The organism is bacterium, from assembly GCA_028820935.1.
Lineage (GTDB): Bacteria > Actinomycetota > Acidimicrobiia > Spongiisociales > Spongiisociaceae > Spongiisocius.
This window is the reverse complement of record JAPPHZ010000031.1, coordinates 58,760-77,678: the sequence shown is the minus strand read 5'-3', so window position 1 is coordinate 77,678 and position 18,919 is coordinate 58,760. Positions and strand designations below refer to the sequence as shown.

The following is an 18,919-nucleotide window of genomic DNA, read 5'->3' as shown; positions in this document are numbered from 1 at the left end:
ACCAGCTGTACGGTGTGGGACCCTGGCGTCTCCCTCTGGTTGGTCCCGGCGTTCAGCTTCCTGGCCGGGAACGGTTGGAGCCAGGAAGTCCGAGGCCCATCCAGGGACGGCGCGACGGCTGAGGCCGCATCACGTCCCACTTCTTCATCTCCGACACATGCCTTCGTGTCATCGGTTCCGCGTGTCCGAGAACTCTCTTGCGGATCATCGGTCTCCAAGCCTTGTCACAGAAGCGGAACGTGCCTGGATGGATCCTCATGGGCCAGTCCAGTTCGATCGATGGAATGCCCCCGAGTCTGGATGTCATGAAGGGTGGCAGGGTCTTCACACGATCGCGGGCAAAGGAGAAGATGTAGGCCTCGTACAGGGGCTCGCGCTCAAGGAACTCATGTATGTCCTTGCGGTCGTACGGTTCCCAGTCGGCGCGGTGTCCTTCATCGACCAGAGTACGAATCACATCCCTTCGCATGCACTTGGTGCACCGGTGGCAAGCCCCGCCGTCCCGCTCCATGCAGTAGACCACTCTTCCCGAACGGACAAGGTCGAGGGATAGTGCCATCGTGAGGTACTCGCTCGCACCGGATACGGGTGAGAAGACGGGTATTCCGATGTCGTCGAATGCCGATTGCCAGAAGTTCCCGGTTGGTCCGTGCCACTTTCTGGCTTTGAACCGGTTGTAGTAACGAATCCCGTTGCGAAGGAGGGTGCCCCCGAGGTTCGACCCCATCAGGATGATCCCGAACCGGTAGTCCGTTGCCATCAGCAGGGACGTGGCAAACGCGCAAGTCCACCCGTGCCATCCGCCCGGATGTGAGACGTACCGTTGGTTCGTAGTCACCACCCGGCCCCGGTCAGGACCGAGGTGCCGGACCACGTCATGGGCATGGGAGGGAACGACTTGGCCGTCCCTTATATGAGCTTCGTGTACGACAAATGCTTCGGGAAACATCTTGCGGACGGCGCTGGAATCTATCCCCCCTCCGAACGAGAGAACCATTCGCGAACCTTCATACTTTCCTAGTCCACGATCGACATTGTCGAACCGGAACTGACGCTTGAACGGGACTCTTCTGAACGCCTTCTCGAGTCTTGGCGACACCGGGCTAGGGAAGATCACTCGTTGCCCTATGAACGGATAGAGAACGGATAGAAGATCATCAAGCAGAGAAGACCCAACAGGTCCGGGTGAATGGATCGCACGCCGTAGTCGAAGGTGATCTCTTGCCCCGAATAGGTGATCGGCTGGCCCCATCCTTCTTGACGCTCTCCGGCGTATTGTTCGTCGAACTCGAATATGGCGCGTAACGTAGAAGAGTCCTTGCCGGATTCGAACTCGAACCTCATATCGCCGACAGCGTAGTGAGAGGACGGCGGGTCCTAGGCGGCCCCACGACTGCTGCGCCGACCGAGGCTCGCCGCTGTTCAGCCCGTTGCCATGTAGACGTTCTTGAGCTCGGTGTAGTAGTCGAGAGCGTCGGGGCCGAGAGCCCGGCCGATGCCCGATTGCTTGAAGCCGCCGTAGGGTGTGGCGACCCGCACCGACCAGTTGGAGTTGACCGACACGGTGCCGGCCTCCAGCGCCCGGGCGACCCGGAGCGCTCTGGCGCCGTTCTCCGTCCAGATCGATCCGGACAGGCCGTAGACGGTGTCGTTAGCGATGGAGATGGCCTCTTCCTCGCCGTCGAACGGCAGGACGCAGGCGATGGGGCCGAAGATCTCCTCGGTGACCGCGCGGGCGCCGGGCGAGTTCGGAGTCACGACGGTGGGCGCGAACCAGAATCCGGGACCGTCGGGGGCGGTCCCGCGGGCCACCACGGTGGTGTCATCGTCCAGGAACGAGGCCACCTTGGATCGGTGTTCCGCCGTGATCAGGGGTCCCATCTCGGTGGCCTCGTCCATGGGATCGCCCACCTGCATGGCGGCAACGTTGGCGGAGAACAGGCCGAGGAAGTCGTCCATGGCGCTGCGTTCCACCAGGATCCGGGATCGCGCGCAACAGTCCTGGCCGGCATTGCCGAATACCGCGCCGGGAGCGGCGGCGGCCGCCTGCTCGAGATCGGCGTCGGCGAACACGATATTGGCCGACTTCCCACCGAGTTCGAGCGTCACCCGCTTGATCGTCTCCGAGGCGCGGGCGCTGATCCGTTTGCCGACTTCGGTCGAGCCCGTAAAGCCGATCTTGGCCACGTCCGGGTGCTCGACGAGACGCTCGCCCACCAGCCTTCCCGGCCCGGCCAGCACCTGGAACACGCCTTCCGGCATGCCTGCCTCCAGCGCGATGCGTTCGAGTTCGATGGCCGTCAGCGGTGTCAGTTGCGCCGGCTTGAGAACCACCGTGTTGCCGGCTGCCAGGGCGGGCGCCACCCCCCAGGAGGCGATGGCGAGAGGGAAGTTCCATGGCGTGATCAGGCCGACCACGCCCATCGGTTCCTTGAAGGTCATGTTCACGCCGCCGGGCACGGGGATCGTCTTTCCGGTCAGGCGTTCGGGCGATCCGGCGTAGTAGGCGAAGGTGGCCGCCACCATTCCCACCTCTCCCAAGGCATCGCTGATCGGCTTTCCCACGTTGCGCGACTCCAGTTGCGCCAGCGACACCGCCTGCTCCTCTACGGCTGCGCCGACGCGTCGCAAGATGGTGGCCCGGTCGCCGGCCGTGACGTTACGCCATGTTGCGAAGGCTGCCTTAGCCCTGGCGACGGCCCGGTCTGCGTGTTCCACCCCCGCAGCGGGAAGCCGGGTGATGACCTGTTCGGTCGACGGGTCGATGATCTCGATGGAATCTGCGACCGGATCCATCCCTCACTCCAATCTCATAGGCTGGTTGCTTGCGGTGGTAACCGCGACACCGGGCCGGGATGACACCCGGTGGGCCGTCGGCGGTTGGTATCCTGCCGGCGGGCCACAGGCAGCGTTCCGGCGGGCGCGCCACTTCCGTTCCAAGAGTACAGGGGACCGCCCGCACGCCGGCGAGGACCGATTGGAGGTCGATTGCAGTCGAGAGCACCGTTCGTAGCGCCGGGGGCCGGGGCCGTGCTCCAACTCGAGCTGGCCAGGCCGTATCGGATCATCGTGGCCGGGGACGGCGCCCGCGTGGAGGACTCCACCGGCAAGCGCTACCTGGACGCCATGAGTGGTGGTTCCATGGCGGCCACCCTGGGCCACGGCCGCCGCGACCTCATCGATCTGGTCTGGGAGCAATCCCGCCGGGTCGGATACCTGGACAACAACCACCTGACCAATCCATGGCAGGAGTTGCTGGCCGCGAAGCTGGTGGACGTGGCGCCGCCGGGGTTCACTAGGGCGCGGTTCGTAACAGGAGGCTCCGAGGCCAACGAGGCCGCCATACGGGCCGCCCGCATGTACCACGTCGCCCGCGGTGAGCCGCAGCGCTGGCAGATCATCTCGCCCGCCCAGGCCTATCACGGTCCCACCATGCAGACCCTCGCCCTCACCGGGAGGCCCGGATTGCAGGGCGCCTTCGGCCCCTACCTCACCCGTCACCGCCACATTCCGCCCTCAACAGCCCGTTTCGACGCGACCGGGCAGCAGGCTCTCGATGCGCTGGACGAGGCGCTCGAGCAGGTCGGTCCCGAGAACGTTTCCGCCTTCTTCTGCGAGCCGGTGAGCGCCGCCTCGCTGCCCGCCTACTCGCCCCCGGCCCGGTTCTGGGAGGGGCTGGCGGAGCGCAGGGAGCGCCACGGCTTCCTGATCTGCTTCGACGAGGTCGTGACGGGGATCGGCCGGACCGGTAACTGGTTCGCGGCCAACGACCTCCCCATCGTCCCCGATGTGATCGCTACCGCCAAGGGTTTGGGGGCCGGTTACACCGCCATCGGGGCCGTCCTCTATCGCAATCCCGTGTACGAGGCGATCGCCTCCGCGGTGCGATCCTTCTCGCTGGGTCATACCTGGGACGGCTCGCCGCTGCCGTGCGCGGTGGGTCTGGCGGTGCTCGGAATCCTCGAGTCCGAAGGCTGGGTCGACCACGTGGCGACGCGGGGTCCGTCTCTCCGCCGGGAACTGGAGGAAGCCCTCTCGGGCAACGATCTCGTGGGGGAGGTCAGGGGGCGGGGCTACCTGCTCGGGATCGACTACGTGGATCCTCGGGACGGCCGGTCCTTCCTTCCCCCCGAACTGGGCGTGGCGGGGCGGATCGAGCGGGCCGCGGCCCGTCACGGTCTCCTGGTCCTGGGCACCATGCCCACCCGGGACGGGTTCGCAGGCGACCAGCATCTGTTCGCGCCGCCCTTCCCGACCCCGGACGGCGATCTCGGGGAGATGGTGGATCGGATGGCCGCCGCGGTCGGGGAGGTCGCCGCAGAGGTGAGGGACGAGCTCGGCCCGAGTCTGTCCGCTGGAGGCGTTCCGTCCGCGGGACTTCGCGTCCTGATCGTCCAGCACGAGGATCCGACACCGGCCGGGTTCGTCCATGAGTGGTTGGAGGACCAGGGCGCCGTCGTGGAGATCTACCGCATCGACCTCGAGGACCGCTGCGTCGATCCCACCCGCTACGACCTCATCGTCTCTCTCGGCTCAGAGTTGGCGGCTTTCGACGACTCGATTCCCTGGATCGACCGGGAGAAGGACCTGCTGGTGGAGGCTCAAGGTGCCGACGTCCCGATCCTGGGCCTGTGTTTCGGCGGCCAGTTGCTGGCGCGAGTCCTAGGGGGCGACTCCTACCGGGGGGAGTTGTCCGAGGTCGGCTGGTTGCCGGTACGAAGCGCCAACGAGGACCTGGTGCCTCCCGGACCCTGGTTCCAATGGCACTTCGACACCTTCTCGGTTCCGCCCGGAGGCGAGCTCATCGCTGACAGTGAAGCCGGCCCGCAGGCGTTCGTGGTGGGACGCAGCCTCGGGGTGCAGTTCCATCCGGAGGTCACCAACGAGATCATGGACGGCTGGGTCGAGGCCTACCGCCATGAGCTCGACGACGAGGGGGTCGATCCCGACGCCCTGCTGGAGGAGACCCGGCGGATTGAGCCCAGAGCGAGAGCCGTCGCGGCGCAGTTGCTGGAGCGCTACGCCGAGGACATAGCCGGCCTGGCCCTGCCAGGACCCGGAGGGGACCGATCATGACCGGATCGGCCGGGGGCATTGACCAGTTGACCATCGACGCCGCCTCCACCAGCGTCTTCCACAAGTACCTCGACCGGGTGTATCCGAGTATCGACCGGGGCGAGGGCGTGTGGCTGTACACCATCGGCGGCAGGAGCATCCTCGACGCCTGCTCGGGCGGCGCGATGACGGCCGGTCTCGGTCACGGGGTGGGGGAAGTAGCAGACGCCGCCCAGACCGCCATGGGCGATATTGCCTACTACTACGCCCACCACTTCACCAACGGGCCCCAGGAGCGGCTGGCGGCTCGCCTGGTGGAGATCGCCCCCGAGATGGCCAAGGTCCGTTTCCTGAGCGGCGGCTCCGAGGCCAACGAGACCGCTCTCCGGCTGGCCCGCCAGTATCACGTGGATCGCGGGGAGGGCACGCGGTGGCGGGCCATCTCCCCGGCCCAGGCCTACCACGGCGGCACAATGGCTACGGTGTCGCTCACCGGCCGCCCCACCTTCCGGGCGCCGTTGGATCCCTACCTGTCCGAGCATCTCCATATCCCTCCGTCTACCCCGAGGTTCGACCCGACGGGAGGTGCCGCGCTAGACGCCCTCGACGAGGCGATCGAGCAAGCAGGCCCCGAGAACGTCTCCGCCTTCTTCTGCGAGCCGGTCAGCGGGGCGTCCCTACCGGGCTACTCGCCCCCGGACCGTTTCTGGGAGGGGCTGGCGGAGCGGCGGGACCGGTACGGCTTCCTGGTCTGCTTCGACGAGGTGGTCACCGGTATGGGGCGTACGGGAGGCTGGTTCGCCTACCAGAATCTACCGATCACTCCCGACATCGTGACCATCGGCAAGATGCTGGGCGGGGGCTATATGCCGCTGGCGGCCACCATGTGCCGCCAACCCGTATACGAAGTGTTGGCGAGTGGCTCGAAGGAGTTCGACCTGGGCCATACCTGGGACGGAGCGCCCCTGAGCTGCGCGGTCGGACTCGCAGTGCTCGACTACCTGGAGCGGCACAACTTGGCCGGGCTGGCCGCGGAGCGAGGGCCGGCCCTTCTCGACCGGCTTCGGGCGGCGCTCGAGGGTTATGCGATCGTGGGGGAGGTCCGGGGCCGCGGGTTCCTCCTGGGTGTCGAGTACGTGGATCCGCGGGATGGCGTCTCCATACCGCCCGACTCGCTGGGGATCGCGGAGCTGATCGACGCCTGTGCCTTGGAGAACGACCTGCTCGTGATGTCCACCCACCCCAACGCCGATGGCTATGCCGGGGATCAGACGGTCTTCGCCCCGGCCCTCCCGAGTACGGACGAGGAACTGGCCGAGATGATCGAACGGTTCGCCCGGGTGGTGGGGGAGGTGGACCGGACGGTCACGGACCGCTTGGCGAACGGAGGAACGACATGACCTGGAATCCTTCCGACGACGGCTTCGTCCTCCTGGGTATGCCGGATGTCCACGGCTCCGTCCGGGGCAAGGCCTTCCGGCCCGGCGCCTTCCGGTCGGCGGTGGACAAGGGCACGGTGATGACCGACCTGTGGCTGGGTCTGGACCCGGTCGACATGCCGATCGCCGACTACCGGGAGTACGGGATCAACACCGGCGCGCCCGATCTCCTGCTGCAGCCGGATCCCGACACCCTCCGGCCGCTGGCATGGAGGCCGGGCTGGGGGATATGCCTGGCCGATCCGAGCTGGCCGGACGGGTCGAGATGCCGGTTGGCCTCACGTGAGGTGCTGCGGGATGTGTTGGCGGACCTGGCGGACATGGGCTACGAGGTGATGGCGGGTTTCGAGTACGAGGTGAGAATCTTCGACAGCGCCGGTGATCCGCTTTCTTCAGGCATCAGCTACAGCCTCGGGGAGATCGGCCGTTTCGACCGGCTGCTCGAGGTGCTGGTCCCGGCCCTCGAGGGTCTTGGCGTGAACCTCGAAGCGGTCCACACCGAGGCCGGTCCGGGCCTGCTCGAGTTGAACATATCCGCCCGGCGGGGGCTCCGGGCCGCCGACGACGCCGCCCTGCTCAAGTTCGCCGTCAAAGAGGTGGCGGCCTCCCTGGGCCTCACCGCCAGCTTCCTGGCCAAGACCATGCCGCTCGAGGAGGGTTCGAGCGGCCACATCCACCTCTCGTTCTGGCAAGGCGAGCACAACGCCTTCGCCCCCACTGCGGAAGGTGAGTTTCCCGCGACGTGCATGTCGGCCATTGGGGGCATCCTCGACCATCTTCCGGCCGCCTCCCTCCTGGTGAACCCCACGGTGAACTCCTACAAGCGGCTGGTTCCCGGCTACTTCGCGCCGGTGAACGTGAGCTGGGGTTACGAGAACCGCTCCACTTCGGTGCGGGCCATCCGGGGCAACCGCCTGGCCCGTTCCCGGCTCGAGTGCCGCCGTCCCGGCGCTGACGCCAACCCCTACCTGGCACTGGCGGCCCTGCTGGCTTCGGCGATGATCGGGATCAGGGACGGTGCGTCCCCCCCGGCCCCCGAAACCCGGGATGTCTCCGAGCGGGCGGACCTGCCGCCCCTGCCCAACTCGCTGGAAAGTGCCCTGAGGGCCTTCCGGGCAGATACGGCCTTGCAGGAGGCCATAGGCGCGGAGTTCAGTGACTACTTCGCCATCTCGCGGGCGTGGGAGCTACGCGCCTGGCAGGAGAGCGTCAGCGACTGGGAGCGGGAACGCTACACCAGGGCTGTATAACCGCCGCGACTCCAAGGAGGGACGGATGCCCGACGCACTCAGGAAGCCCGTAGGCGGAGCGCTGTTCGGGTACGCGATCATCTACACCGTTCAGGTCGTCTTCCACACGTTCTATTCCGACGTGCTCCCTCCGGGCGACGTGTACCGGATCCTGAACTATCTCACCGCCGCGGGCATCCTTGTCTCGGTGGCTGTGGTGTGGACTCGCAAGACGGGCGCCCGCGACGCCGCCGCAGGCCGGTACCTCGCGGCTCAGGCCGGGTTCTACTGCGCGCTCGCCCTCGCCATATTGTTCTTCGCCCTGTGGTTCAGGTTGCTGAACCTGGCCGATGGCGAGTCCCTCAGCCAAGCCGACAACGTCGCCTGGTATCTGGTTGCGGTGCTCAACCCGCTGGTGCTCGGGACCGTGGGCGCCGGTCTCTGGAGATCGGCCGGGAAGGAATAGGCGCGGGAATCCGGCCGGTTGCGTCGTGGCGGTCAGCGGTGGCCGCTCTGCCCGTGGTCCGACGGTTGGGGCGCGAGCACTCTCTCGGGGGTTAGGGGTAGCCGGCTGGCGAGGCCGGGCCGGCCCAGGGCATGCTCTATCGCGGTGGCGATGGCCGCGGCCACTCCAGGGACGCCTCCCTCGCCTGCTCCTTTGATACCGAGAGGGTTGGTGGCGGTCGGATCCTGCTCGCCGATGAGGGCGGTCATGGTCGGCGTCTCGGCGAGGGTGGGCAACAGGTAGTCCATGAACGATCCGCACAAGGGGTTGCCGTCTCCGTCGTAGGCGAACTGCTCGTACAGCGTGCCCCCTACCGCCTGGATAGCGCCTCCCTCCATCTGTCCCGCCACCAGCATCGGGTTGATCGCCCTCCCGATGTCGTAGTACAGGATCAACTGCTCGACCGCCACCTCGCCCGTCTCCCCATCCACCCGGACCACGGCCAGGTTGGCGCCGCACGGGTAGACCACACGCTCCGCCTCGAACACCGAGTCCACGGCCAGGCCGGGCTCGGACCTTCCGTACTTGCGGGCCGTCACAGGATGGAGCCGGGCGGCGGCCTCGAAGATGGACAGGCTGAACTCGGGCGATCCGGATACGAAGACGGAGCCGTTCCGGTAGTCCAGGTCGCTTGCGTCCACCTCGAAGTCCACGGCCGCAACCTGCTTGGTGATCCGCACCACTTCGTCGGCGGCCTGCACCAGGGCGCTCCCGGCGGTGACCGTCGACCGGCTGGCGTAGCTTCCGATCCCGTAGGGCGTCCGGTCCGTGTCGAGTAGTTCCACCCGTACCCGGGCGTGATCGAGCTGGAGCCGATCGGCCACGATCTGAGCCAGCACAGTGCGGATGCCCTGGCCGACCGAGGAGCATCCCGACCGGACCCGGACCAGACCGTCGGGATCGACCTCGACGGCGCCGGTCTCCCACGGACCCAAGCCCGACTTCTCCATGAACATCGCCACACCGACCCCGACCTGCTCGCCCGCCTCCCGGCGCTGCTCGAGCCCCTTCCAGTCGAACGAGCCGACCAGCCGGTCGAGGATGCTCGGGAAGTCGCCGTCGCTGAAAAGCATCGGCTCGCCGGTTGACGAAAGCGGGCGGGAATAGGGGATCCGATCGGGTTTGATCAGGTTGCGGCGCCGCACCTCGACCGGGTCCATGCCGATCTCGGCGGCGTACAGGTCGATGAGCCGCTCCCGCACGAAGCTGGATTCGAACCTGCCGGGAGCCCGGTAGGTGCCGGTGGGGGTCTTGTTCGTGACCACGCACCGGGCCGTTCCCCGGTACGCCTCCAGGTCGTAAGGACCGGGGATCATCGACAGGGTCAGGTCGGCCACCCGGATGCTGTGGGTGCGGGCGTAGGCGCCCATATCCATGTCGAAGTCCGATGCGATGGCGGAGATCCGGCCCTCCCGGTCACCCGCGATGCGCGCCCGATGGAACTGCTCGCGGGAGTGGTTTGCCGTTAGGAGGTGTTCCCTGCGGTCCTCGATCCAAGCCACGGATCGGCCCAGCCGGTCGGCCGCCCATACCGCCAGCACATCCTCCGGATACAACTCGCCGCGCACTCCGAAGCCTCCCCCCACCGCCGTCTCGCGCATGCGTAGACGGCCGGGAGGCATGCCCAGGAGAGCGGTGGTGGTGGCCAGGTTCCAGTGCGGCACCTTGGTCGCGCCATGGACGGTGAGCCGTTCGCCGGACGGGTCGAACTCGACCACTATGCCCCGCGTCTCCATCGGCACTCCGCTGTGGCGGCCGGTGGCAAGCTCGGCTTCGACCACCACCTCCGCCTCCGCGAACGCCCGTCCTGCGTCGCCGAAGCGGGCTTCGAGGGTGGTCACCAGGTTCTCCGGCTCGAACAGGCGCCGGCCTGGCCGGTCCTCGGCGCCTGCGTCCAACATCGGTGGGCAGGTGTCGATGTCGGCGAAAACCAGATCGGCGGCGTCCTCCGCCACGTACCGATCACCGGCCACCACCACCGCCATCGGCTCGCCGACGAAGCGCACGCGGTCGTGGGCGATGATCGGCTGGAGGTAGGGGATCACGGTGTCGTCGAACGAGACCCGGGGCGGGATGCTGGGTATGCCTCCGAGCGACTCGTTCACTTCTTCCGCGGTGAATACCGCCTCCACTCCCGGCAGCCGGCGGGCTTCGAGGCAGTCGATGCTCCGTATCGTGCCGTGGGCGACGGGCGCCCTGACCACCACCATCGTGAGCATGCCCGGAAGCCGGACATCGGCTACGTAGCGGGCCCTGCCGGCCAGCAGCGGAGGGTCCTCATGGCGCCGGATGGAGCTTCCGATACCACCGACAGGCGCCGGCCGCTGCTGTGGGGTCATGGGTCGGTAAGGCCTCGGGTTGGCGCCCGGATACTACACTCCGGCCCTCATGAAGCCTGCTCCGTTCGACTACCACCAGGCCCGATCCGTGGTCGAGGCGGTAGCCCACCTCGGCGAGTACGGCTACGAGGCCAAGATCCTGGCAGGCGGCCAGAGCCTGGTGCCGGCCATGAACTTCCGCCTGGCCCGCCCTGCGGTCCTGGTCGACATCAACCCGCTGCACGAACTCGACTATCTCGAGGAGGACGGCGACACCCTCCGGATCGGAGCGATGGTCCGCCACGTGACCTTCGAGCGACCGGTCACGGAAGGCCCCACCGGCCGCCTCCTGACCATGGCCGCTCACCACGTCGGCCACCTGCCGATCAGGATCAGGGGCACGTTCGGGGGCAGCCTGGCCCATGCCGACCCCGCCGCCGAGTGGTGCGTGATCGCCCTGCTGCTCGATGCCGAACTGTCAACCAGGAGTCCGTCCGGTGGCCGCGACATCCCTGCCGCCGGCTTCTTCCAGACGGTATTCACCACTGCTCTCGAACCCGAGGAGCTCCTGGTGGAGGCTCGCCTGCCCAGGCTCTCGCCGCGCACCCGGATCGGGTTCCAGCAGTTCAGCCGCCGAGCGGGTGACTTCGCCCTGGCCATGGCCGCGGTCGCGTTCGAGTCCGATGACGGGCGGGTCGGGAACGCCCGCATCGCGCTCGGTGGGGTGAGCGATCGCCCACTCCGAGCCGGCGAGGCGGAGCAGGCGCTGGAGGGCCAACCCGCCACCGAGGAGTCATTCCGCGCCGCCGCCGAGATCGCCGCTCTCGAGATCGACGCCGTCGGCGACATCCACGGGTCCGCCGGCTACCGGCGGGACCTGGTGCGCGCCCTGACCCGACGAGCCCTTGAGCAGGCGATCGCCGCGTGATCCCGTGGATCGGGCAGCCACTCCCGCGCTTCGAGGACCCACCCCTACTCACCGGCGACGGCCGGTTCGTGGCCGACCTCACCCGGGATGCCTCCTTCCTGAGGTTCGTCCGTAGCCCGGTCGCCCACGGCCGGATCGTTTCCATCGAGGCGCCTAAAGGGATCACCGCCTTCACCGCCGAGGACCTGAGGGAGGTGCGTCCCATCCGGCCGTTGCTCCACCGGCCGGACTTCCACCCCATCGAGCAGCCGGTGCTGGCTTCCGGCAAGGTCCGATTCGTGGGTGAGCCCGTCGCGGTAGTGGTGGCGGCCACGCCCGAGGAGGCGGAGGATTCCGCCGAGAAGGTCTTCGTGGACATCGAGTCCGAGGATTGCGTGATCAACGCCCCCGAAGCCCTCCGCCCCGGCGCTCCGGCCGTTCACGACCACGTGGAGGACAACGTGGTGGTAGACGCCCGCTTCGAGACCGAGCGGGTGGACGAGGTCTTCTCCGGCGCGGCGGTAGTGGTGGACTTCGATCTGCGGTCCCGGCGCCAGAACGCCCTCCCTCTGGAGGCTCGAGGCTCGATTGCCGCCTACGACCCCCGTTCGGGGCGGACCACCTTTACCGCTTCCGTCCAGTCGCCTCACGTGGTCCGTACCGTCCTAGCCGACCTGCTCGGCATGCCCGAGTCCGACCTCAGGGTGGTGGTTCCGGATGTGGGAGGAGCATTCGGGCAGAAGTTCTGCCTGGCCCCGGAGGACGTGGTGACGGCCTGGGTGGCGAGACGGCTCCGGGCCACGGTGTCGTGGGTGGAGGATCGGCGCGAGAATCTGATGTCGTCCTTCCACAGCCGCGACCACCACTACCGGGTACGCGGCGCCTTCGACGCGGACGCCCGGCTGCTGGCGGTGGATGCCGACCTGCTGTGCAACATCGGCGCCTACTCCTGCTACCCGGTCACCTGCGGGGTGGAGCCGCTGATGGCGCTGGCCGAGTTCCCAGGGCCCTACGACTTCCGTACCTACCGGGTCCGGTCCCGGGGCGTCACCACCAACACCTGCCCGATGGCGCCCTACCGTGGGGTGTCGAGACCCGTGATCACCCTGGCCATGGAGCGCCTCATGGATCTGGCGGCTGTCCGCTTCGGCATCGACCCGGCCGAGATCAGGCGCCGCAACCTGATAACGGAGTTCCCCTACGCCTCGGCCACCGGCCTGGTCTACGACGAGGGCTCCTACGTGGAGTCCCTGGACCGGGCAGTCGAGGAGATCGGCCTGGAGGACTTCCGCGGCCGCCAGGCGGCAGCCCGGTCCGAGGGCCGCTATCTAGGGGTCGGTTTCTCCGTGTTCTCCGAGCGCACCGGCTACGGGACCTCGGCCTTCGCCGCCCGGAGCATGGACGTGACGCCCGGATACGAGACCGTGGACCTGGCCATGGACCCGTCCGGCAACGTGGAGGCCCGGGTGGGGGCCTCACCCCACGGCCAGGGCTTGGAGACCACCCTCGCCCAGCTGATCGGGGACCGACTGGGTGTCGAGCCGGCTCGGGTCCGGATCGTTCACGGCGACACCGACCGCACGCCGTACGGCTGGGGTACGTTCGCCAGCCGGTCCCTGGTCATCGCCGGGGGAGCGGCCCGCCTGGCGTCCGACCGGCTGGCGGCCAAGCTGGCCGCCATCGCATCCGCGGAGTTGGAGGCGGCGCCGGAGGACATCATCATCCGGGCAGGCCGGGCGACCGTGGCGGGTACGGACGCCGGGATCGAGGTGGCGGAGCTGGCCCGCCTCGCCTACCACTCCAGCCACCGCCTGGCCGCCGGAATGGCCCCTGGCCTCACGGCGACGGCCACCTACGATCCGGCCGGGACCTTCTCCAATGCCTGCCATGTGGCCACTGTGGAGGTGGATCCGGAGACGGGTGGGGTGCGCGTGGACCGGTTCGTGGTGGTGGAGGACGCGGGGCGCCTCATCAACCCGATGATCGTGGACGGGCAACTCCACGGTGGGGTCACCCAGGGGATCGCCGGCGCGCTGTACGAGGAGATCCGCTACGACGGGGAGGGCAACATCCTCACCACCTCGCTCATGGACTTCTTGCCTCCCACCCTGGCCGAGGTTCCCACTATCGAGGTCCACCACCTCGAGACCATCTCCGAAGCCACCATCACCGGCGCCAAGGGCCTGGGAGAGGGGGGCACGATCGGCGCCCCGGCCGCCGTCATCAACGCGGTCGCCGATGCGCTGTTGCCCCTCGGGGTCGAGATCGCCGAGGTGCCTGCAACCCCCTCCCGGCTGCGTAGGCTGGTAAGCGAGAGCGAGAGGATTCCCGCATGAGCGAGCGAACCAAGGTCGAAGTCACCCTCGCGGTCAACGGCCGGTCCTACCGGGTCCGGGTGGAGCCCCGGCGCACCCTGGCAGACACCCTGCGGGACGATTGTGGCCTCACTGGAACCCACCTGGGGTGCGAGCACGGCGTGTGCGGCGCCTGCACGATCCTGGCCGACGGCCAACCGGTCCGGTCCTGCCTGATGTTCGCCGTCCAGTGCGAGGGCATGGACCTCCGCACTGTGGAGGACCTGGCCGACGGCGACCGGCTCCATCCGATCCAGCAGGCCTTCTGGGACAACCACGGGCTCCAGTGCGGCTTCTGCACTCCGGGCTTCCTGATGCTGGCGGCCGGGTACCTGGAACAGCATCCCGATCCCGACGAGGACGAGCTGCGGGCCGTGCTGTCCTCCAACCTGTGCCGCTGCACCGGGTACCAGAACATACTGAAGTCGGTGCGCCAGGCCGCCGAGGTCATGCGGGGATGAGCTATGTCGGTAGCTCGGTCAAGCGGATCGAGGACCGACCACTACTGACAGGAAAGGCCCGGTTCGCCGCCGACCTGTCCCTTCCCGACCAGCTGCACATGAGGGTGGTGCGTTCCCCGGTGGCACGCGGCCGGTTGCTGGGGATCGACACCTCGGAGGCGCTCGCCATGGACGGAGTGGAGGCGGTCTGGACCGGCGACGACGTTCGGGACGTAACTCCGATCGACTTCCGTATGCCCTGGGTGGAGGGTTTGGAGCGGTTCCGCCAACCCATCCTCGCCGGCGACCACGTTCGCTACGTGGGGGAGCCGGTCGGGATCGTGCTGGCCGAAGACCCCTACCTGGCCGAGGACGCCGCCGAGCTGGTCTTCGCCCAGATTGAGGAACTCGATCCGGTGGTGGATCCGGTGGCGGCGGGGTCGGGGGCTGTCGAGACGACGGTGGTGGAGAAGGCCTACGGCGATCTCGAGGGGGCGTTCGGGGACGCTCAGGTCGTCGTGGAGATGGAGTTGGCGGTGGGGAGGCATTCCGGGGTGCCCATGGAGACCAGGGGAGCGCTGGCTCACTACGACGCGATGAGATCGGTGCTGGAGATGTTCGGCGCCGCCAAGGTACCCCACCACAACCGGGCGGCCATAGCCTCCATGCTCGGGCTCCCGCTCGCCGCCGTCGTGCTCCGGGAGGGTCACGTGGGAGGAGGGTTCGGGATCAGGGGAGAGCTCTATCCGGAGGACGTGCTGGTGTGCCTGGCCGCCCTCCGCCTGGGGCGCCCCATCCGCTGGGTGGAGGATCGCCGGGAGCACATGCTGGCCGCCAACCACTCCCGCGATCAGGTCCACCGGATAAGGGCGGCGGTGGAACCCGACGGCTGGATCAGGGGTGTTGTCGACGAGTTCTGGGTGGACCAGGGGGCCTACCTGCGGACCCATCAGGTGACGGTCACCGAGCTCACCACCTCCATGCTCCCGGGGCCGTACGCCTGGCCCGCATACCGGAGCCGTGGCCATGTGATGCTCAGCAACAAGACCCCGTGCGGTACCTACCGGGCCCCCGGCCGGTACGAGAGCACCTTCGTCCGTGAGCGTCTGATCGACGTCATAGCCCACCGGCTCGGTCTCGACCCGGCCGAGGTTCGCCGCCGCAACCTGGTCCTGCCGGAGCGCATGCCCTTCAAGCGGGGGATCACCGCGCTCGGCACCGAGTTGACCTACGACTCCGGTGACTACCCGGGTCTCCTGGATCGGACACTCGAGTACCTGGACTACGAGCGGTTGACGGCCGACCTCGCCCGGAGACGGTCGGATGGCGAGTCGGTGGGCCTCGGCATGGGGTTTTTCGTGGAGAAGAGCGGTCTCGGTCCGTTCGAGGGGGTGAAGGTCACGGTGGACGAGGCGGGGCACGTGCTGGTGATCACCGGCGTGGCCTCGATCGGTCAGGGTGTCGAGACGGTGCTGGCACAGGTGTGTGCCGACGCGCTGGGCGTGGACATCGAATCGGTCCGGGTACGTCACGGCCAGACCGATGACCTCCCCTACGGGATGGGCGCTTTCGCCAGCCGGGTCACCGTCATGTCCGGCTCCGCCACGCTGATCGCTGCCCGCCGCGTGCGGCGCAAGGCCTTGGATGTGGCGGCCTCGGTGCTGGAGGCCGACCCGGACGACCTCATCATCGATCGGGGCCGGGTGTTCGTCCGGGGTTCGGCGGGCGGGCCGGTCATCACCCTCGGTGAGGTGGCGCGCAGGCTCCGTCCCGGCCTGACGGATGGCGAGCCCGGCCTGGCCGCCGAAGGTTGGTTCACGGTGGACCATATGGCGTATCCATACGGCATCCACGCCGCGGTCGTCCGGGTGGATCACGAATCCGGCCGGGTCGAGGTGGAACGGCTCGTGGTGTGCTACGAGGTCGGCAAGGCGGTCAACCCGGAGCTGGTCAACGGCCAGATCGCCGGCGGCGCCGCCCAGGGCATCGGGGGCGCTCTACTCGAGGACTTCGCCTACGACGAGTCCGGCCAGCCCCTGGCGGCCACGTTCATGGACTACCTGATGCCCACGGTCACCGAGATGCCGGAAGTGGAGGTGCTGCTGCTCGAGGAAGCGCCCAGCCCGCTCAATCCGCTCGGCGTCAAGGGAGCGGGTGAGGGAGGCATCACCGCGGTGGGGGCGGCCGTCGCCAATGCCGTGGCCGACGCGCTGGGTTGTCCCGAGAAGGTGACCCGCCTGCCGCTGGGCCCGGAGCGGGTCCGCCGGATCGCTGCGAACATCGCCTGAGGAGGCGCCTCGGGCCGGGGAGACTCCGGCCGGAGTCCCTACTGCCGGCTACTCGGCTCTTGGGAGGTAGTGCTCACTCGTTCCTCCGTCCGTTCGATAGGGCCACCGCGGCATGCATGGCCGTGCCGGTGATGATGGCCTCCTCGTCGAAGACGGCCCGATCGGCGTGGAGCCCCGGTGCCTGGCCCGGTTCCAGGTCAGGAGGGCAGGCCCCGAGCAACGACATGGTTCCCGGCACTTCCCGGAGCACGTATCCCCAGTCCTCTGCGGCCATGACCGGCGAATCCATCCACGCCACGCGATCGTCGCCCAGGGTGTCGCGGGCCACCGTGTCCACCCAAGTTGTGTGATCGGGATCGTTGACGGTCACGGGATATCCCAGGTTGATCTCGACCTCGGCCTCCACGCCGTGGGCTGCCGCGATGCTCGGGACCACCCGGTTGATCAAGGCGTGAAGCTGATCTCGGGTACTTTCGGAGACGGCTCGGATGGTTGCGACCATTGTGGCGGTCTCGGGGATCACGTTGTGGGTGGTCCCGGCCGCGACGGTGGCGAAGGTGATCACGCCCGGCTCGAAGACGTTGATACGGCGGGTGATGGCGGTCTGTGTGGCCAGGACGATCTCCGCCGCCACCGGGATCGGGTCGCAGGAGAGGTAAGGGGCCGAGGCATGACCTCCCTTGCCCCGGAGCGTGACCCGCGCCTCATCGGCCGAGGCGAGTTGCGGGCCCTTGCGGTGGAACACCATGCCGGTGCGCGTCCAGGTGTTCACATGGAAGGCGAAGGCGCTTGAGGGCCGGTCCTTCACCGTGGACAGCAGACCCTCTTCGAGCATGAAACGCGCCCCGGCGAAGCCTTCCTCACCGGGCTGGAACATGAACAGCACCGTCCCCGCCAGGCCGGACTTCACGGAGGACAGCAACCGTGCCGCCCCCACCAGCATGGCGGTGTGCAGATCATGCCCGCAGGCGTGCATGAAGCCGTCATGGCGGCTGGCGAATCCCAGGCCGGTCGCTTCCGTCACCGGTAGGGCGTCCATGTCGGCCCGCAGCAGGGTCACCGGGCCGGGATGATCACCCTCCAGCACCGCCACGATCCCACTGGTGGTCTCATGGAGCACGATGTCGAGAGGCAGGCCTTCCAGTGCCTCGAGCACGATCCTGCGGGTCTCCGGGAGGTGGTTGCCCTGCTCGGGGAATCGATGGAGTAGCCGCCGCAGGTCGACCAGGTCCGGGAACAGGTGCTGGGTGGCTGCTAGGAGGTCGGGCACGATGCCGGATGTTACCGCTTAGCGGTAGTCCCCAGGGGCGGTGCTAGATGGCCGTCCAGCCGCCGTCGTGGGTCATGACCGCCCCGCTCACGAACCGGGAGGCGTCGCTGGCCAGGTAAAGGACCAGGGGAGCGAGCTCCTCGGCGGTGGAGGCTCGCCGGAGCGGTATCCGCTCGTGGATGGTCCGTTGGAGGCTCGCCTCCTGCTCGGGGGTAGCGAAGTTACCGGCCCGCTTGCTCAGGTTGGTGCCCAGGTGCCAGCCGGGGGCTACCGCGTTGGCGCGCAACCCGAACTCCCCGTAGTCGGCCGCAGTCTGGAGGGTTAGTCCGATCATGCCTGCCTTGGAGGCGGCGTATCCGGCCTGGGAGATGACGTCCGGATGGAAGCCCCGCATCCCGAGCACCGAGGCGATGTTCACGATGGACGGGTTGTCCGTGGTCAGCATCGCGGGTATCAGGGCTCTGGTGCAGAGGAACGCGCTGCGAAGGTTGACCGCTATCACGTCATCCCATTCCTGGACCGGGATGTCGGCCACCCGCCGCGACGGCGGGGAGTTGCCGGCGTTGTTGATCAGCACGTCCACGCCCGAGCCGGTGTCCGCCAGCCGCTCGGCCATCGATTCGACAGCGGTCGCATCCGCCACGTCGCATTCGATCGCCCATCCCTGACCGCCGTTCCCGGTTACCAGAGCAGCGGTTTCCGCGGCGGCGGCCGGATCGATGTCCACCGGGATGACCTCGGCCCCCGCCTCGGCCAGGATCCGGCAGAAGGCCCGACCGAACCCCCCACCCCCACCGGTCACGACGGCCCTACGCCCGGCCATGGAGAATCGCTCTTCGATCATGGTGAACACCTTATTGCCCGTGCCGAGGCCGATCCTAGGAGGCCGGTAGGAACGGATGGAGTTCGCACTCTCCCACGCTCGGCAGGCGTTGCGCAGGACGCTCTGCCGAGGACCGGGCGAGGGTGACGTCGCCACAACGCTCATTCCGTCAAGAGCGAGGCAACTCGATGCTCCCCCGTCCGGTGGTCATCGCAGTCGGGATCGCGCCGCCAGATGTGGTACTCTCGTTCGCGATCCGGCTACTAGGCCGGTTGGTGGGTTCGCAGACGG

14 protein-coding genes are annotated in these 18,919 nt (G+C 68.1%); 8 read left to right on the top strand and 6 right to left on the bottom strand.

Going from position 1 to position 18,919, the window contains the following annotated elements; genetic code table 11:
- Nucleotides 1-52 precede the first annotated feature (52 nt).
- The 3 genes from OXM57_08795 to OXM57_08785 all read right to left on the bottom strand — a co-directional run bounded on the left by OXM57_08795 (nucleotide 53) and on the right by OXM57_08785 (nucleotide 2,796).
- The gene (locus OXM57_08795; GenBank protein ID MDE0352777.1) at nucleotides 53-997 is read right to left on the bottom strand and encodes a DUF6395 domain-containing protein; all 945 of its coding nucleotides are present in this window, start codon (nucleotides 995-997) and stop codon (nucleotides 53-55) included.
- A 128-nt stretch (nucleotides 998-1,125) separates the two neighbouring features.
- Nucleotides 1,126-1,344: a hypothetical protein gene (locus OXM57_08790; GenBank protein MDE0352776.1), complete on the bottom strand. Its 219-nt coding sequence runs from the start codon at nucleotides 1,342-1,344 to the stop codon at nucleotides 1,126-1,128.
- Between the two features lie 78 nt (nucleotides 1,345-1,422).
- The gene (locus tag OXM57_08785; GenBank protein MDE0352775.1) at nucleotides 1,423-2,796 is read right to left on the bottom strand and encodes an aldehyde dehydrogenase family protein; all 1,374 of its coding nucleotides are present in this window, start codon (nucleotides 2,794-2,796) and stop codon (nucleotides 1,423-1,425) included.
- A 192-nt stretch (nucleotides 2,797-2,988) separates the two neighbouring features.
- Here OXM57_08785 and OXM57_08780 point away from each other — a divergent pair, with 192 nt between their 5' ends.
- From OXM57_08780 to OXM57_08765, 4 genes are read left to right on the top strand one after another with little or no spacing between them, the layout of a single operon-like run.
- Nucleotides 2,989-5,076, top strand: a complete 2,088-nt coding sequence (locus OXM57_08780; protein ID MDE0352774.1) for an aminotransferase class III-fold pyridoxal phosphate-dependent enzyme — start codon at nucleotides 2,989-2,991, stop codon at nucleotides 5,074-5,076.
- Nucleotides 5,073-6,455 (top strand): aminotransferase class III-fold pyridoxal phosphate-dependent enzyme, encoded by a 1,383-nt coding sequence (locus tag OXM57_08775; protein MDE0352773.1) that lies wholly within the window; start codon nucleotides 5,073-5,075, stop codon nucleotides 6,453-6,455. Before OXM57_08780 ends, OXM57_08775 begins: the two co-directional genes overlap by 4 nt.
- The gene (locus OXM57_08770; GenBank protein MDE0352772.1) at nucleotides 6,452-7,744 is read left to right on the top strand and encodes a glutamine synthetase family protein; all 1,293 of its coding nucleotides are present in this window, start codon (nucleotides 6,452-6,454) and stop codon (nucleotides 7,742-7,744) included. The genes OXM57_08775 and OXM57_08770 overlap by 4 nt, the downstream gene beginning before the upstream one ends.
- 25 nt (nucleotides 7,745-7,769) lie before the next feature.
- Entirely contained in the window at nucleotides 7,770-8,189 is a 420-nt protein-coding gene (locus OXM57_08765; GenBank protein MDE0352771.1) for a hypothetical protein, read from the top strand.
- A gap of 32 nt (nucleotides 8,190-8,221) precedes the next feature.
- On the opposite strand, the gene OXM57_08760 is transcribed toward OXM57_08765, so the two are convergent.
- Nucleotides 8,222-10,567: a xanthine dehydrogenase family protein molybdopterin-binding subunit gene (locus OXM57_08760; protein MDE0352770.1), complete on the bottom strand. Its 2,346-nt coding sequence runs from the start codon at nucleotides 10,565-10,567 to the stop codon at nucleotides 8,222-8,224.
- 49 nt (nucleotides 10,568-10,616) lie between these two features.
- Between OXM57_08760 and OXM57_08755 the strand changes: the two genes are divergently transcribed.
- The 4 genes from OXM57_08755 to OXM57_08740 are packed head-to-tail and all read left to right on the top strand — an operon-like array spanning nucleotide 10,617 to nucleotide 16,535.
- Nucleotides 10,617-11,474 (top strand): xanthine dehydrogenase family protein subunit M, encoded by an 858-nt coding sequence (locus tag OXM57_08755; protein MDE0352769.1) that lies wholly within the window; start codon nucleotides 10,617-10,619, stop codon nucleotides 11,472-11,474.
- Nucleotides 11,471-13,789: a xanthine dehydrogenase family protein molybdopterin-binding subunit gene (locus OXM57_08750; GenBank protein MDE0352768.1), complete on the top strand. Its 2,319-nt coding sequence runs from the start codon at nucleotides 11,471-11,473 to the stop codon at nucleotides 13,787-13,789. The genes OXM57_08755 and OXM57_08750 overlap by 4 nt, the downstream gene beginning before the upstream one ends.
- On the top strand, nucleotides 13,786-14,268 hold the full coding sequence (locus OXM57_08745) for a (2Fe-2S)-binding protein (GenBank protein MDE0352767.1): 483 nt from the start codon (nucleotides 13,786-13,788) through the stop codon (nucleotides 14,266-14,268). Before OXM57_08750 ends, OXM57_08745 begins: the two co-directional genes overlap by 4 nt.
- Nucleotides 14,265-16,535 (top strand): xanthine dehydrogenase family protein molybdopterin-binding subunit, encoded by a 2,271-nt coding sequence (locus OXM57_08740; protein MDE0352766.1) that lies wholly within the window; start codon nucleotides 14,265-14,267, stop codon nucleotides 16,533-16,535. The genes OXM57_08745 and OXM57_08740 overlap by 4 nt, the downstream gene beginning before the upstream one ends.
- Nucleotides 16,536-16,608: 73 nt before the next feature.
- Here OXM57_08740 and OXM57_08735 read toward each other — a convergent pair whose 3' ends face one another.
- A complete protein-coding gene (locus OXM57_08735) occupies nucleotides 16,609-17,805 on the bottom strand; it encodes a M20 family metallopeptidase (protein ID MDE0352765.1) in 1,197 nt (398 codons plus the stop codon).
- A gap of 43 nt (nucleotides 17,806-17,848) precedes the next feature.
- On the bottom strand, nucleotides 17,849-18,649 hold the full coding sequence (locus OXM57_08730) for an SDR family oxidoreductase (GenBank protein MDE0352764.1): 801 nt from the start codon (nucleotides 18,647-18,649) through the stop codon (nucleotides 17,849-17,851).
- Nucleotides 18,650-18,919 lie beyond the last annotated feature (270 nt).